Below are 14,440 nucleotides of genomic sequence, written 5' to 3' on the forward strand. Positions count from 1 at the left end.
TGAATGTGTTGTGGTAACTCTATTCTACAGAAGGGACTTCCTTTTTTCTATTTACACAAAATATTTTACACTCTCGAAGCAATTAAGCTCTACTGAATGTTTTAAACTGTCATAAAATTTGTAAATGCTAGGTAAATGAAGTGAAAAAATGTTGGTCATAGAATATGGTTTTAAGTGGAATGAATAATACATTGTGTTCTATGGTTGCGCTGGTTGGCAAACAAAGAGAGTAGTTAAAAATGAAGAAAATCAGTAGAATTTTATGGGTAATGGTAACAAGTTGTTTTGTGTTTCTATATACAGAGAAGAGTACTAATGCAAAAGAAGTTTCCATTTCAGAAGCAGACATCAGTGAAAATTATTCTGAACAGTCTGCTGTTGAAATAACTGTTGAAAGCTTAGCCAATTTAGCTTTAAACTTTGCAAAAGAATTTAAAGGAACTGAAGATTTGGTTGTTTCTTCTATAATTCCCATTTATGATACAGAAGAAAAAATTATTTCTTATAGTGTAGATTTTATTAAAGAGGGTGTGACACACGGTTACGTTATAATTGATTTAAGAATGGAAGGTACTTATATTGCTCAATTTTCTATAGAACTTGGATCAAAAAGTTTATATGATTTTTAGCAGATAAATCACAAATGAAAGTTGATAATACTGAGGAATCTTATTTAATTGAGACTTTTCCCACTGAATATAATTTAGTTGTAGAAGACAAAGATTCAGTCATCAGTACCAACGGTGAGAACTTTTCACTAAATGAATTTGAAAAGTATGTAGAAGAAGTACAGCCTGTTGCTGAAATGGAAATAGAACACTTTTCTAGATATAATTCTCGTTCTACAAAGTATGACCATGCAAGCGCGGTATTTAGTAATTATCCAAGTAATTTACACTTGACAAGTGCACATTATTTAGCAATGTTTAATGCGCTATCCCAGAGTAGATCTGAAAAAGCCACTGGGAAATACGCTTGTGCAGTACATGCATTAGCAACTATAAGTTCTTCCTATAGATTCTTTAATTCTGGAAATGATTCGGAATTAAAGGTGGCATACAATTCATTGTGGAACTATTCAGGAACTACCGTATCTTCAACCAATAATGGAATCTCTTATGGAGGGACACAACCTGACCAAATTGGACCAGCACTAGTAAAATACGCAAAAGATAAAAGTGTTAGTTTAACATATCAGAGAAAAGTGTCTCCTTCGTTTTCGGATATCCAAACGAAAATTGCACAGAGTTATCCAGTAGCATTTACTTATTTTTACTATAAACCTAACGGAAGTATTGGAGGACATACGGTATTTACCCAAGGGGCATTATCGGGCACTATGAATGGGGCACAAGCAAACTTTATTGTAGTGGCAGATGGTTGGTACGAAAATGCTACTTATTTGAATTACAGTAAGATTCCAAAAACTTTACAAAGTTACGAAATTTCAAGTTGGACTGGAAAAAAATTATTTCAATAATAGCAAAAAATTACTATGATCATTTTGCGGAGTCATTTTTAGTAAAGCTACCATTTTTTGAAAACAGTTTTTGTATGAAATGTCTATATTTTCAATGGTCAAAAGAATAAATATAATCTTAATAAATAAGACGTTCCCAAAATCATAATCGGTTTTAGGAATGTCTTATTTATTTTTAGGATAAAAAATCACTCATTTCCACCAGACTATCCATCTTTTTCATCCCCTATGTTGAAACTTTTCCTCAATGCACAATATTCTTCACCCAAAGATCGGATCGAATCAAACGATACCCAATCCCACTCTTGATCAGCTCTGCTAGTTGGCAGAACAAGTAGACTAAGACAATCGAAAGACTGGTGTGAGTGCTTAATACAAAGGCTAGAGGCAAGACGATCACCCAGGTAAAGACACTGTCAAATAAGAAGGTGATCAAGGTTTGCCCACCTGAACGTAAAATAAAATAGCTGGCATGATTAAAGGCGTACATAGGCATACACAGTGCGGCGACTTTGATGAATTGACTCGCCAGATGTTTGACTTCGGGTTCGGTTTGATAAATTTCTGGAAAGAATGGTGCGACTAGGATCATCAAAAGACCAAGTACAAGACAACTCATGACGGAAAAGAAAAGCAGCTTCCGGGCGCTGTCTTTGGCTTCTTCAAATTTAGCGGCTCCAAGAAGTTGCCCTACCATGACCGCAACGGCACCGCCGAGTGCCATGTAGACAATATTGAACAAATTGGAGACGGTGGATGAGATGTTCAAGGAAGCAATCACTGATAGTCCTCGAACAGAATAAGCTTGAATAATCATTGTCTGCCCGATCGCCCAAAGGATTTCATTTGCCATCAATGGCGATCCTTTACGCAGAATCTGTTTCACCAAATGCAAAGGGACATGGAATTGATGGTAGACCCGAATGGCAAACGGATTCTCTTCCTCATGGCGATGTACCCAATACATCGTGATAGCACATTCGACGATGCGGGCAATCAATGTGGAGATCGCGGCACCTCGCACCCCTAAAGTGGGGAAGAAAAACAAACCAAAAATCAATAAGAAATTCAATGCTGTGTTCGTGACGACAGCGATACTGCTGGCAAACATCGGTACCATGGTTTTGCCCATTTCGCGTAAAGAACTGGCATAAGCTTGAGAAATAGCAAAAAACGGCAGACTAAACAAAAGAATGACTAGAAATTCTTTGGCAGACGTCAAAGCAAGTGTCAGTTCTGCACTGTCACCGGTACCGTGTAAATATAAGCGAATCAAAAAATCTTGGCAAAAAAACAGCAGCCCCATCGCCAACAAACAAATCAAAAGATTGCCCGCTAGCTTGAAACGAAAGGCATCTCGCATCCCTTGATAATCCTTTTTCCCATAAAATTGGGTACCAAAAATACTACCGGCAGAAACAATGCCAAAGATACTTAAGTTAAAAACGAAAATTAGTTGGTTAACGATCGCCACGCCAGACATTTGGGCCGTTCCGATTTGTCCTACCATTAAATTGTCTAATAAACCGACAAAATTAGTGATGGCATTTTGGATCATGATCGGAATGGCGATCGTTAAAACAGTCCTGTAAAAAGCTTTGTTTCCAATAAATTTTTGCATGGTTCCTCCATAAACAATAAAAATTTCGATATGTTCAATTAGTATAGCAAAAAGTGATTCGAGAAAAAAGAAGAGTTCTATGATGAGAGGATTAAGAAAGAAGTTTTTAGCGTATCGTCTCCTCAACGAAAGATGCTGGTTACAGAATGTGGAACATGCAAAGCTTATTCCATTCTACTAGAATAGTTATCTTAGGTAATGATGGTCTGTTCCATTGGAAGGGTCTTTTTTACGTACTTCTAGCCTAGATTTGCTGATATGGATTATAAATTTTATACTCTCTACAAAGCTTGTGAGATCGATTGCTGGGAGTTTACACTAGCTTGGTAATATGTCATATATATTTGACAGAAAAAGAGATAAGTAGTACGCTTGTGTCACATATATATGACTAAATAGGAGAAAAGAATGAATAGAGTCCGAGAATTTCGACAGAAGATGAATTTATCTCAGAATGCTTTAGCTAAAGAGATTGGGGTGGCAAGACAAACGATCAATTTGATTGAAAATAATAAGTATAATCCTTCTCTTGATTTATGTATTAAGCTTGCTAAAGTACTGCAAACGGATTTAAATTCTTTGTTTTGGGAGGTTGAAAGTGATGAAGGCTAAAGAAGGATTGGCAGTAAAAATAATCAAGCGGTTTTATGGTATTTCTGGTGTCTTAGATGAATACAAAAAAAGCCAAGTAGAACATATTGGCAATAATGCGTTTATGCTGATGTTTGGGTATACGCTGGTTGCTAATTTACTGGTAACGGTTTTTGCATCTAAGAAACCAGAGCTGGCGTTATGGATTTTTATTGGCTGTAATATATTCTTTACAGTCTTTATCGTTTGCGGTTATGTTCTGTTTGCCACGGCACGCTTAAAATTGACAGAAAACGAAGTATAAGCCAAAGAGATGGCAAAAGAAAAGAAGAAGACGATTCTTAAAGGAATTGGACTAGGTATCTACTTTGCAATTGCGATTCACTTATTGAATGGAGTACTTAGTATGATGTTGGATGAAGAAGATTTCCTTCCGTACATCGTTTCACCAGACAGGATCATTGCTTCCATTCTCGGAGGTTGCTTTTTTGGAGGTATGATGTATCTTGTGTTGCGGTTAAGGTTGAAAAAAATAGAAGAATAGTGAAAAATATTTAACGAACAGTCAATCAGAACCATAGTAAAATATAGCTGGGAGCGGCTGAAATCAAGCGAGTTGCTTTCTTTTTTTATTGTTTGTCTTGAAGGTAATTAGGAGGGAGGCTATCAACGTGAAAAAGATGGTAGCTAATGAAAAGATCGATTGGTTGTATTCGATTATTTTTTTCTTGTTAGGCTTGTTTCTGTTATTTGTATGTAATGTATTTGACTTTTATTATGAATGGACCTCTTTTTTAGGGTTTATGGTGGTCATTTCTTCGATAAACGTACCAACGGCTCTCAGAAGAAAAAAACAAATCCAAAAAATCGATGAACTAAGAAAAGAATTGAACTTATCGATTGAAGAAGTAAGAGCGATGGCTGACATTGGAAAGTATGATTTGGTGAATTGGGACTGGAAGAATGCATTTATCTCCCCTAGGAAGTTGTATTTGTTAGAGGACACTTTAGAAAAAATGTATCTAATAAAATTCGGCAAAGAGTTTGAAATGAAGTAGGCGAGTACAAATGGAAGTAGTTTTAATGACAAATGGCATAGCATTAGTGGGTTTTCATTGGTTCTCAAGTGTATTGATCTTGAACTGTTTCTTCTCCTGATTCAATAAATAGCTGTTCAAAGTTAATCAAGATGGATATGTCTAACGGTTTCATTGATGCATAATCACCTGATTAAATAACAATCAGTCGAGAAAACGAACACGTTCATATCCTATTTCCTGGCACTTTCCAAAAGTTGGAAAGTGTTTTTTGCTGTTCAATGATGTCATGCGGGGAATCGATTTCTGATACATTGAGGTGAAGGGTATCTGTCAGTTGGATTAGTGTCATAAAATAAAAAAAGCAGAAAAAATGGCATCGAGATGTTGTAAAGGGACGACTTAGTGCAATAATTAATGGGTCCACGTTGCGGTTTTGAGGGGGGATAAGCTTGTGAATAAGTTGATGAGTTGTTAAATTACGATCATTTGCACTAAGTTAAGTGCAAACATTTCATATTGTGACTAGTTAAGAAAACGCTTATATTTAGCGGTGTAAGGAGCGAGAACGATGCAGCAGCTTACCAAAAGAGAAAGCCAACTTTTGATTTACTTGTTAGAAATGACAGAACCGGTAACGATCAAACAGTTAGCTGAAAAAGAAAGTGTCAGTGTACGAACGATCAAATATGATCTGGAGGATATCCGTGATTGGTTGATTGAGCGGAATCAAGAACTGCACAGCAAACGGAGCCAGGGTATTTGGCTAAGTGTGAGTGATTCTGATCGAATCAAACTAAAAAGCGAATTGATGGATGTCAATCGTCTGGAGCTGTTTGCCGATCAAGGCTTACGGATCAATCGCCTGTTAATCATGCTTCTTGTTACCAAGGAAGCGATCACGGCTCTAAAGCTGGCCAATGCGCTAGAAGTAAGTAAAGATACGATCATGAATGATTTGGATGAGTTGGAATACCATTATCTCAAAGAAGGCTTAGTTCTGAATCGCCAGACACGAAAGGGATTTTGGATCACTGGCAAGGAACGCCTAGTACGATTAACGATCGAGGAGATTTTGCAAAAAGAGTTTACAGACTATGACATTTATAAATTAATGGCTTTATTGCTAAATGGCAGAGAAACGGAATGCTTCGAAATGTATTCTGCGAAGGCAACACCGTTGCAGGAGGTCTTTAATCAAGTCATCATTCGGATGAGGTACTTACTAGAATCTGAAAATCTGGAAAAACTAAATTATGCGGAACTACTAAATATCCTGATCCGTGTAGCGATTGCCACTGTTCGCTTGCGCAAAGAATCCACGATTGGACGGTACCAATTGATCCGGGAACACGAAATAGACAAACATGATCTTTCGTATCGTGTGATGCAGCAGGTGTTTGATTACTATCAATTGCCCTTGTTTGAAGATGAGTATGACTATATTTATAGTGATACCTTTGATACGATCCATCAGCAAGATGTCATGAAATTGGTAGAGAATATAATTTATAAGGTAAGCAAGAAAATCAATTTTCCGTTTTATCAAGACCCTCAATTATTGACGAATCTCTACGCCCATTTGTCTATGCGTCTCTCAAGAAGGAAAAATTTTGTCAATGAGTACAATCCGTTTAAAGAGGACATCAAACAGAAATATCCTGAATTGTTTGCTGCTATCAATCAAGCAGCACTCCAAGAAATAAACGAGAAACTCTTGATCAATGATTCTTTTGTTGCCTACATTGCGTTGCACTTTCTGGTTTCCTACGAAAGAGAAGAAGACTTGCGAAGTGTTCGAGCGGTTTACGTTTGTTCAACGGGTTTAGGTGTGACGAGTTTAATTAAGCAAAAGATCAACGAAGAATTGAACAATATTACTATTGTGGCTTTTGCTTCAGTCTTAAATGCACAAGAGGTGATTGCCGCGAAGGATCCGGATCTAGTCATTAGTATTTTTCCGATCAATGGCATTGATCGGCCTTTCATCAAAGTCCATCCACTGCCGACTGAGCAGGATCTGCAAAACATCCAGCAGATGATCAAAAAAATCCTCGCTTCAACAAGTCAGGATAGGCGGCACAAATTAGTTCTCAATGAAGCACCTATCAATAAGGGGACTCTGGAAGACTTCAGCAAGGAACTGATTTTAAAGGCATATACGATCTATGAACAGTTACTTGTCACATTAGAGTCTGAATTGATCCAAGAATACCGAGAAGCCTTTTTGCTTCATGTTTTCTTGATGGTCCATCGCATCACCTTTGATCAGCAATATTTAGCAGAAGGCAGCCAAGTCGACCAAATCATTTTGAACCGAGAAGCGTTGGTAGGAGAAATTGAAGCAATTTTTGCTGAAAATAATTTAGGCATCAACAAATCAGAAATCAGCGCATTATTTTCATATATAAAAGAAGGAGCGTCAAGCTAGTGAAACTGTCAGCAGAAGCGATAACTATGATCGAGGAAAGTCAAAACCAGGAAAAATTAAAACAAGTGATTGCTTTAGTCGAAGAGCGACTTGCGGAATATGCCATTGAACCTACTGAACTTCAGTGGACGATTCTGATCAATCACTTGAATGAGATGCTGAAACGCTCTCAAAAAGGAGAAAAGATTCCCGCTGTTGATCGGGAATTGTTCCGAGAAGTATCCAAAGAAGCCATTGCGATTTCCGACGAGGTCGTTCGAACGATTGGTCATTTAAGTGAAGATGAGATCTATGTTTTATCGATTCATTTTGAAACAGCAAAAAATAATTAATATTTGGGAGGAAACAATCATGATTACAGTAGTTATTGCAGATCGTATGGGAAAAGGACAAAACGTAGCTAAAGGTGTAGAAGCAGCTGGCGGCAAGGCAGTTGTTGTTCCGGGAATGGGCGCAGATATGCGTTTAGGTGATGTCATGCAACAAGAGAATGCCGATATGGGAATTTCTTTTTGCGGGAGCGGTGGGGCTGGAGCCTTAACAGCCGCAAATAAATATGGGTATCCAGAACGTCATGGGATGCGTTCGATTGAAGAAGGGATCACCGCCATCAAAGATGGGAAAACCGTGCTAGGTTTCGGTTTTATGGATCAAGAGGAATTAGGGAAACGGTTGACGGAAGAATTTATCAAAAAGCACGGAAAATAGAAAGAGGGCATACGAGATGAGCGTTCAAAAGACAACTCAGCAAAAAGTCATCGTCTCCGGTAAAGGAGAAACTAAGCAACATGCCTTTGCATCAGCACTCGCAGAGATCCAAAACAAACTAATGGCATCGGCGAAAGTATTATTGCGCATCGAACCAATCAATGTGGAGGTGTTGAAGGCGGTCGAAAACAAATACACAGAACGCTTTCTATTCTTCTTTTTTCCCCGGCAACGAGTGAATTATGAAGTCGAACTTTCTGTCACGGTAACTGTGACAGAAATACGTTTGGCAGACGTACCATTCACTCAACACCTAACAGAAGACCCCAATGGGATTGTTTTACCGTTTGTAACGAAAAAAGTTTGATTTGAATCATAAGGAGGAGGGAATAACGTGGATTTTGTCATTATTTTAACTAAATCGATCATCATCGGGGGCTTACTCGGTTTCTCTGCATCTGTTGGAGCAGCTCGTATGTTTCATGCACCCAGTACGCAAGGATTAGGAGCTTTTAGAACATTAGGGGAGATGAATGCCTGCATGGGGGATGCTGCCTCCCATTTTTCCTTTGGATTAGGTTTTTTCTTTAATGCTTGGGCTTCTTCAGTTGGCGCTGGAGCTTTCACGCAAGATGTGACCCACCGCATCGTGCCTAACTGGGCAGCTGCGGCTCTCTTAGCCAAAAACAAAGATGTCAGCCAGACAATGCATGATCCGAAAAAAATGGGGATCATTGGCGCTGTTATTGGCGCGTTAGTAGTCGCTTTCTTGAATACGACAGCTGCAGCGATTCCAGAGGCGTTACAAGTAACCGCTGTTTCCGTGTTGGTACCGGCAGCGACGATTCTGATCAATACCGTGATGCCAGTGATCTTCTGGTTGGCGGCTTTAGATGCAGGGAAACGAACAGGTTTCTGGGGGACGCTTTTTGGCGGGATTGCGCAACTGATCATGGGCAATGCGGTTCCTGGCGTTGTTCTAGGAATCTTAATCGGTAAAGGCGTCGATGAGAGTGGTTGGAATCGGGTCACGAAGAGTATGATGATTGCGATTGTTTTACTCTTTGTTTTCAGCGGATTTTTCCGTGGATTTGATATGGAAATGATCAAGAGTTTCCAACTTCAAGTACCTCATTGGCTTGATAACTTGCACAACATCTTTAGTGTGAAATAGGAGGGAAATCATGGAGACAGAAGAACAGGTAAAAGCAGTAGAAGCAAAACGGCAAAAGAGTTTTTGGTTTGCAGACTGGTCTTTCCCATTGATCGTAGGAATCATGTCAGCGGCTGTATTCTCAGGAACCCATATGTATGTCGTGTATGGCGTCGGTGCATTCAATGAAGTTTCGATCGTTGCGATGCTAAAAGCCGGCTTGGATGGCGGTTCCTATGGGGCTGCGGCAGCTTTTGGGGCGAGTTTCTTATTTGCTCGGATCTTAGAAGGCTCTTTGGTAGGGATCTTGGACTTAGGCGGTTCGATTTTGACTGGGATCGGGATTGGCGTTCCAGCCATTCTCCTAAGCATGAAGATAACAGCACCAATCGATAATTTTGCCCTCTCGTTATTGACTGGGTTGGTCTTGGGTCTGATCGTTGGCGGCATTATCGTGTTGATCCGCAAATTCACCATCAATCAGTCAAATTCAACTTTTGGTGCGGATGTCATGATGGGCGCCGGCAATTCCTCCGGCCGATTTTTGGGCCCATTGATCATTTTGAGTGCTTGTGCGGCCTCTATTCCCATTGGTATTGGGGCGACATTAGGCGCGTTGGCTTTTTATGCTTGGAAAAAACCAATTGCCGGTGGTGCTATTCTAGGCGCAATGATCTTAGGTGCGATCTTCCCAGCGGTAATTCAATAGAAAGAAGGCAATGAAATGTTTGATACTTTAATCAAAAATGGCAAATTAATCGACGGCAGGAAAGTGGAAGTTGCGTTGGAAAAAGGCGTAATCAAAGCAGTTGCTGCCGAAATCAATGAGCCAGCACGAGAAGTGATTGATCTATCCGGCAATTCCTATCTCTCTGCCGGTTGGATCGATGACCACGTTCACTGTTATGAAAAGATGAATCTTTATTATGATTATCCGGATCAAATAGGGGTCCAAAAGGGAGTAACAACGGTTATTGATGCAGGGACTACGGGCGCAGAAAATATTCGCGATTTTTATCAACTGACGAAATCGGTCAAAACCAATGTGTACGCACTAATGAACATTTCTAAATGGGGGATCGTGGAACAAGATGAACTTGCTGACCTGACAAAAATCCAAGAAGATCTAGTCAGAGCTGCATTAGCAGAGCTTCCGGAATTTATTGTAGGGATCAAGGCAAGAATGAGCAAAACAGTTGTCGGCGAGAATGGCATCACGCCACTAGAGTTAGCCAAAAAAATCCAATCAGAAAACAATGACTTGCCATTGATGGTTCATATTGGTTCGGCGCCTCCTGAATTAGAAGAAGTATTGACAAGAATGGAAAAAGGCGACGTATTGACCCATTGTTTTAATGGAAAACCGAACGGCATTTTAGACCAAGCCACGGATCAAATCAAAGACTTTGTTTGGGATGCGTATAAAAAAGGCGTTGTCTTTGATATCGGTCATGGAACAGACAGCTTTAATTTCCACGTTGCTGAAACTGCCTTAAAAGCAGGTCTCAAAGCCAACTCGATCAGTACAGATATTTATATCCGCAATCGTACGAATGGTCCAGTCTTTGATCTGGCTACTACGCTGGAAAAAATGAGAGTAGTAGGCTACTCGTGGGAAGAGATTATTGAGAAAGTCACCTCAGTTCCTGCCAAAAACTTCCACTTGGCGAAGAAAGGTCAATTGACTGTTGGTTTTGATGCCGATTTGACGATCTTTGAGATTGTCGAAAATGAAAAAGAACTGAAAGATTCCAATGGGGTTACACGGATAGCGAAAGAACAAATTGTTCCAGTCCAAACAATTATTGGAGGCGTCATTTATGACAATTAGCTATGAAAAGTTTGCTTTAAAGGAAGTCATCAATGCCTCGGGAAAAATGACGATACTCGGTGTCTCGAAAGTATCTGAAAATGTGCTAGCCGCACAACGATTTGGCGGTGAACATTTTTTTGAAATGAGTGATCTGACTGTGAAAACTGGCGCCTACCTTTCTCAGTTATTGAAGGTGGAAGATGCGCAGATTGTTTCTTCTGCTTCAGCAGGGATTGCCCAATCTGTCGCGGCTTTGATTGGTCAAGGCGACCTGTACCATGTTTATCATCCCTACACCAAAAAAATCACGAGACGGGAGATCGTCGTACCTAAGGGTCACAATGTAGACTACGGCACACCGGTTGAAGTAATGGTTGCTCAAGGGGGTGGACAAGTCGTCGAAGCGGGATATGCAAATATGTGTACACCGGCGCATGTCGCTAGGATGATCACGGAAGAAACAGCCGCACTTCTATATATTAAAAGCCATCATACCGTGCAGAAAAGTATGCTAACGGTGTCGGAGATGGTAGAAGTTGCCAAAGCCCATCACTTGCCATTGATCGTTGACGCAGCCGCGGAAGAAGACTTGTTCAAATACAGCGAAATGGGTGCCGACCTTGTTATCTATTCTGGCGCCAAAGCAATCGAAGGTCCGAGTGCCGGTCTGGTCATAGGGAAAAAGGAATACATTCAATGGATTCGTCTACAGTCTAAAGGGATCGGTCGGGCAATGAAAATCGGCAAAGACAATATTTTAGGCTTTACACAAGCAGTAGAAGATTACCTGCAAAATGGCAGTGAATCCGGTGAGTCCATGAAACAACGATTGGCACCTTTCGTGGCAGCGATCAATCAACTTCCTGATTTATCAGCGAAAATCGTTCAAGATGGCGCCGGGAGAGATATTTATCGTGCAAGTGTCACGGTTGCTGGCAAGAAATCTGCGAAAGAAGTCATTGAAGAACTAAAGGCACAAAACCCAGCAGTCTACACACGGGAATATCAAGCAAATAACGGAATTATTGAGTTTGATATTCGCTCGGTCAACCAAAACGAAATGGAAAAAATCATTAAACGCTTAAAAGAAATCATGTAGGAGGCTTTTAAATTGTCAGTTATTCCAAATTATTATAAAGATCGCGTATGTTTAAATGTATTGGCTCATTCAGTTGAAAATGCGAAAGCTTGTTATGAAGCAGCAGCAGGACATGTCGTACTAGGTGTGTTATCCAAAAACTATACTAGCGATGAAGCAGCGATCGAAGACATGAAAAAATATCAAGCGGCAACGGATAATGCATTGTCCGTTGGGTTGGGCGCCGGAGATCCCAACCAAAGTCAGATGGTTTCCCGTCTATCTGGTACTTTACAACCGCAACATGTCAACCAAGTATTCACTGGTGTAGGAACTTCCCGTGCTTTATTGGGACAAAACGATACAGTCATCAATGGATTGGTTTCACCAACAGGCAAGGTAGGGTACGTCAATATTGCCACTGGACCTTTAAGTTCACAGGCACCGGCGGCAGAGGTTCCCATCGAGACCGCCATTAAAATGCTGCAAGATATGGGTGGAAGCTCCATTAAATACTTCCCAATGAAAGGGTTAGCGCACAAAGAAGAATTCAAAGCAGTTGCGGAAGCTTGCGCCAAATATGATTTTTATTTAGAACCAACCGGAGGAATTGATCTGGAAAACTTCGAAGAAATTCTGCAAATCGCCATTGATGCAGGCGTTAAAAAAGTGATTCCGCATATTTACAGTTCGATTATTGACAAAGAAACTGGCGATACTCGACCAGAAGATGTGAAAACATTATTCGACATGGTCAAGAAAATCGTCAAATAAGTGAAGCATAAAGACTGTTTACTAGATGGGGAATCAGTCATTGGTAAGACACTCAGAGATGGGTGTCTTTTTTGCGTCAAGATTGCTACAAAAACAACTAAGAGACAAGTTTTCTATGTCCGCTTTGATTGCTCTTTGTAACCTAACCACTGGTTAATTTTTTTTAGAAAATAGAATCATTTAATCAATTGTTGCGTGTTCCGATTCTTGTTATGATCAAAGCAGTTACCACTATCAACCGAAAAGGAGACCACAGCGATGGAGATGAGGGAAGTGATTCGCCAGTATCGGAAGAAGAAAGGATTGACACAATAAGAGCTAGCCAAGCGCCTTGGTGTGACAGCGCCAGCAGTAAATAAGTGGGAAAAGGGGCATTCACATCCAGATATCTTGTTGCTAGCGCCAATTGCACGCTTACTAGACATTAGTCTTGATACGTTATTCTCATTTGAAAAAGAACTCACGATAACCGAAATCAATCAGATCATTCGTGAACTGGATCATAAGCTCAAAAAACAACCTTTTGAAGATGTATTTCGCTGGGCCAAAGAAATTTTGGATACCTACCCAAATTGTGAACAATTGATTGGCCAAGTAGCACTGCTTTTAGATGTACAGCTATTGGAACAAGCTGTTCCCGCTAAAGAAACATACCAGAAGCACATTCATCGTTGGTACGAACGGGCGTTAGAAAGTCGGGATGAAGATACCAGAAATCGAGCAGCCGATTCTTTGTTTGGATTTTACGTACGAAAAGAAGCGTACGAGAAAGCAGAAAGCTATCTCCATTATTTTTCCAATCAGAACCCAGAGAAAAAAAGCAAACAAGCCTATCTTTACAGAAAGACCGGACGAGTGGCAGAAGCCTATCAAGCTTATGAGGAGCTGCTGTTTTCTGGTTATCAAAGGATGAGTATGGTATTCCAACAATTATATCTTTTGGCGATGAAGGATGAGAATAAAGCAAAGGCGCATCTGCTAGTGAAGAAACAGTCAGAATTGGCAAAATTATTTGAAATGGGGGAATATCACGAGGTATCCAGTGATCTTGACTTAGCTATTGCAGAAAAGGATGCGGATCGAACGATAGAAACAATGGAGAAAATCCTCGCCAGTGTTGCTAAAATCAACGATTTCACCCATTCAACGTTGTATGAACACATGACATTTAAGGAAATCGACAGCAACTTCGTTAACGAACTTTACGAGAATTTATTCCGCATGTTTAGTGATGAAGAAACCTTTTCTTGGTTGAAGACGAATGAACGATGGCAAGTGTTGGTAGGCAAGAGCAGATAAAGAAAGCGTGCTTTTCCAGTAATAAAAATCGACACAAGAACTGTTCCAATTAGTCATAAAAGACATGCAAGTTCTTCCAATAGGTAAAGTAAGAACAAGATAAAATGAGCAAATAAGTGTTAGTTAATTTGACGGCAATGTATTTGGTTAATCATTCAGGAAATCTTCTTGCTATTTTTACAGATCATTGAAACGCTTCATTATCTCTTGCTGTTTGGTAGGGTGTACCGGGGATTATCCAATGCTTAAGAGACAAAAAAGCGTTAAGTTTTGTAGCTGAAATCTATAATTGACAACCTTGCTAATCACCCTAATAAAAACATTTTTTCAGATAATTTTGAGATAGGAATAAAAAGCAGCTCATCAGTAGGTGAGCTGCTTTCAGACTGTAGACAAAGTCCATTTTATGGATGATGTCTACAGTCTTTTCTTTTATAATAGATTTATGAAAACGA

16 protein-coding genes and 1 pseudogene are annotated in these 14,440 nt (G+C 39.9%); 16 read left to right on the forward strand and 1 reads right to left on the reverse strand.

Translation table 11 applies throughout. The features are described from left to right. Window positions 1–239 precede the first annotated feature (239 nt). Together AB5Z52_RS13390 and AB5Z52_RS13395 are read left to right on the forward strand one after the other, a co-directional pair. Entirely contained in the window at window positions 240–629 is a 390-nt protein-coding gene (locus AB5Z52_RS13390; protein WP_096711141.1) for a hypothetical protein, read from the forward strand. Between the two features lie 14 nt (window positions 630–643). Continuing rightward, window positions 644–1,480 (forward strand): hypothetical protein, encoded by an 837-nt coding sequence (locus AB5Z52_RS13395; protein ID WP_131731953.1) that lies wholly within the window; start codon window positions 644–646, stop codon window positions 1,478–1,480. Window positions 1,481–1,724: 244 nt separating this feature from the next. Here the strand turns inward: AB5Z52_RS13395 and AB5Z52_RS13400 are convergent, their stop codons facing one another. Next, on the reverse strand, window positions 1,725–3,101 hold the full coding sequence (locus AB5Z52_RS13400; protein WP_021150745.1) for an MATE family efflux transporter: 1,377 nt from the start codon (window positions 3,099–3,101) through the stop codon (window positions 1,725–1,727). A 408-nt stretch (window positions 3,102–3,509) separates the two neighbouring features. Here AB5Z52_RS13400 and AB5Z52_RS13405 point away from each other — a divergent pair, with 408 nt between their 5' ends. The 14 genes and pseudogenes from AB5Z52_RS13405 to AB5Z52_RS13470 form a co-directional block, all read left to right on the forward strand. Further along, window positions 3,510–3,713, forward strand: a complete 204-nt coding sequence (locus tag AB5Z52_RS13405; RefSeq protein WP_003128937.1) for a helix-turn-helix transcriptional regulator — start codon at window positions 3,510–3,512, stop codon at window positions 3,711–3,713. Beyond that, window positions 3,703–3,996 (forward strand): DUF3278 domain-containing protein, encoded by a 294-nt coding sequence (locus tag AB5Z52_RS13410; RefSeq protein ID WP_238696187.1) that lies wholly within the window; start codon window positions 3,703–3,705, stop codon window positions 3,994–3,996. Before AB5Z52_RS13405 ends, AB5Z52_RS13410 begins: the two co-directional genes overlap by 11 nt. 9 nt (window positions 3,997–4,005) lie before the next feature. Continuing rightward, window positions 4,006–4,236, forward strand: a complete 231-nt coding sequence (locus AB5Z52_RS13415) for a hypothetical protein (protein ID WP_238696188.1) — start codon at window positions 4,006–4,008, stop codon at window positions 4,234–4,236. A gap of 136 nt (window positions 4,237–4,372) precedes the next feature. Continuing rightward, complete coding sequence (locus AB5Z52_RS13420; protein WP_156234098.1) at window positions 4,373–4,750, forward strand: hypothetical protein; 378 nt, start codon at window positions 4,373–4,375, stop codon at window positions 4,748–4,750. Between the two features lie 550 nt (window positions 4,751–5,300). Further along, window positions 5,301–7,160: a PRD domain-containing protein gene (locus tag AB5Z52_RS13425; protein ID WP_096711091.1), complete on the forward strand. Its 1,860-nt coding sequence runs from the start codon at window positions 5,301–5,303 to the stop codon at window positions 7,158–7,160. Continuing rightward, window positions 7,160–7,492, forward strand: coding sequence for a PRD domain-containing protein (locus AB5Z52_RS13430; protein ID WP_060815333.1), 333 nt, complete (start codon window positions 7,160–7,162; stop codon window positions 7,490–7,492). Before AB5Z52_RS13425 ends, AB5Z52_RS13430 begins: the two co-directional genes overlap by 1 nt. Window positions 7,493–7,511: 19 nt before the next feature. Further along, on the forward strand, window positions 7,512–7,868 hold the full coding sequence (locus AB5Z52_RS13435; protein WP_005469834.1) for a glycine-rich SFCGS family protein: 357 nt from the start codon (window positions 7,512–7,514) through the stop codon (window positions 7,866–7,868). A 16-nt stretch (window positions 7,869–7,884) separates the two neighbouring features. After that, window positions 7,885–8,235 (forward strand): DUF4312 family protein, encoded by a 351-nt coding sequence (locus AB5Z52_RS13440; protein WP_086268926.1) that lies wholly within the window; start codon window positions 7,885–7,887, stop codon window positions 8,233–8,235. A gap of 27 nt (window positions 8,236–8,262) precedes the next feature. Further along, entirely contained in the window at window positions 8,263–9,042 is a 780-nt protein-coding gene (locus AB5Z52_RS13445; protein ID WP_003128944.1) for a DUF4311 domain-containing protein, read from the forward strand. Between the two features lie 10 nt (window positions 9,043–9,052). Then, the gene (locus AB5Z52_RS13450) at window positions 9,053–9,730 is read left to right on the forward strand and encodes a DUF4310 family protein (protein ID WP_003128946.1); all 678 of its coding nucleotides are present in this window, start codon (window positions 9,053–9,055) and stop codon (window positions 9,728–9,730) included. A gap of 15 nt (window positions 9,731–9,745) precedes the next feature. Next, window positions 9,746–10,852, forward strand: coding sequence for an amidohydrolase/deacetylase family metallohydrolase (locus tag AB5Z52_RS13455; protein ID WP_137264752.1), 1,107 nt, complete (start codon window positions 9,746–9,748; stop codon window positions 10,850–10,852). Next, a complete protein-coding gene (locus AB5Z52_RS13460; RefSeq protein ID WP_021150735.1) occupies window positions 10,842–11,933 on the forward strand; it encodes a DgaE family pyridoxal phosphate-dependent ammonia lyase in 1,092 nt (363 codons plus the stop codon). Before AB5Z52_RS13455 ends, AB5Z52_RS13460 begins: the two co-directional genes overlap by 11 nt. A 12-nt stretch (window positions 11,934–11,945) precedes the next feature. Then, a complete protein-coding gene (locus AB5Z52_RS13465; RefSeq protein ID WP_003128951.1) occupies window positions 11,946–12,686 on the forward strand; it encodes a KDGP aldolase family protein in 741 nt (246 codons plus the stop codon). Between the two features lie 327 nt (window positions 12,687–13,013). Continuing rightward, a pseudogene (locus AB5Z52_RS13470) lies at window positions 13,014–13,985 on the forward strand (helix-turn-helix domain-containing protein); the annotation flags it as partial. Window positions 13,986–14,440 lie beyond the last annotated feature (455 nt).

This window comes from Enterococcus sp. RTP21361st1_A6_RTP21361_211029 (assembly GCF_040910045.1).
Classification (GTDB): Bacteria; Bacillota; Bacilli; order Lactobacillales; family Enterococcaceae; genus Enterococcus_D; species Enterococcus_D gallinarum.

What these genes read in the sequence shown, in the direction of transcription:
- AB5Z52_RS13435 (WP_005469834.1), top strand. Translation starts at nt 7,512, where the DNA reads ATGATTACAGTAGTTATTGCAGATCGTATGGGAAAAGGACAAAACGTA.
- AB5Z52_RS13450 (WP_003128946.1), top strand. Translation starts at nt 9,053, where the DNA reads ATGGAGACAGAAGAACAGGTAAAAGCAGTAGAAGCAAAACGGCAAAAG.
- AB5Z52_RS13410 (WP_238696187.1), top strand. Translation starts at nt 3,703, where the DNA reads ATGAAGGCTAAAGAAGGATTGGCAGTAAAAATAATCAAGCGGTTTTAT.
- AB5Z52_RS13420 (WP_156234098.1), top strand. Translation starts at nt 4,373, where the DNA reads ATGGTAGCTAATGAAAAGATCGATTGGTTGTATTCGATTATTTTTTTC.
- AB5Z52_RS13460 (WP_021150735.1), top strand. Translation starts at nt 10,842, where the DNA reads ATGACAATTAGCTATGAAAAGTTTGCTTTAAAGGAAGTCATCAATGCC.
- AB5Z52_RS13395 (WP_131731953.1), top strand. Translation starts at nt 644, where the DNA reads ATGAAAGTTGATAATACTGAGGAATCTTATTTAATTGAGACTTTTCCC.
- AB5Z52_RS13425 (WP_096711091.1), top strand. Translation starts at nt 5,301, where the DNA reads ATGCAGCAGCTTACCAAAAGAGAAAGCCAACTTTTGATTTACTTGTTA.
- AB5Z52_RS13390 (WP_096711141.1), top strand. Translation starts at nt 240, where the DNA reads ATGAAGAAAATCAGTAGAATTTTATGGGTAATGGTAACAAGTTGTTTT.
- AB5Z52_RS13400 (WP_021150745.1), bottom strand. Translation starts at nt 3,101, where the DNA reads ATGCAAAAATTTATTGGAAACAAAGCTTTTTACAGGACTGTTTTAACG.
- AB5Z52_RS13405 (WP_003128937.1), top strand. Translation starts at nt 3,510, where the DNA reads ATGAATAGAGTCCGAGAATTTCGACAGAAGATGAATTTATCTCAGAAT.
- AB5Z52_RS13415 (WP_238696188.1), top strand. Translation starts at nt 4,006, where the DNA reads ATGGCAAAAGAAAAGAAGAAGACGATTCTTAAAGGAATTGGACTAGGT.
- AB5Z52_RS13455 (WP_137264752.1), top strand. Translation starts at nt 9,746, where the DNA reads ATGTTTGATACTTTAATCAAAAATGGCAAATTAATCGACGGCAGGAAA.
- AB5Z52_RS13440 (WP_086268926.1), top strand. Translation starts at nt 7,885, where the DNA reads ATGAGCGTTCAAAAGACAACTCAGCAAAAAGTCATCGTCTCCGGTAAA.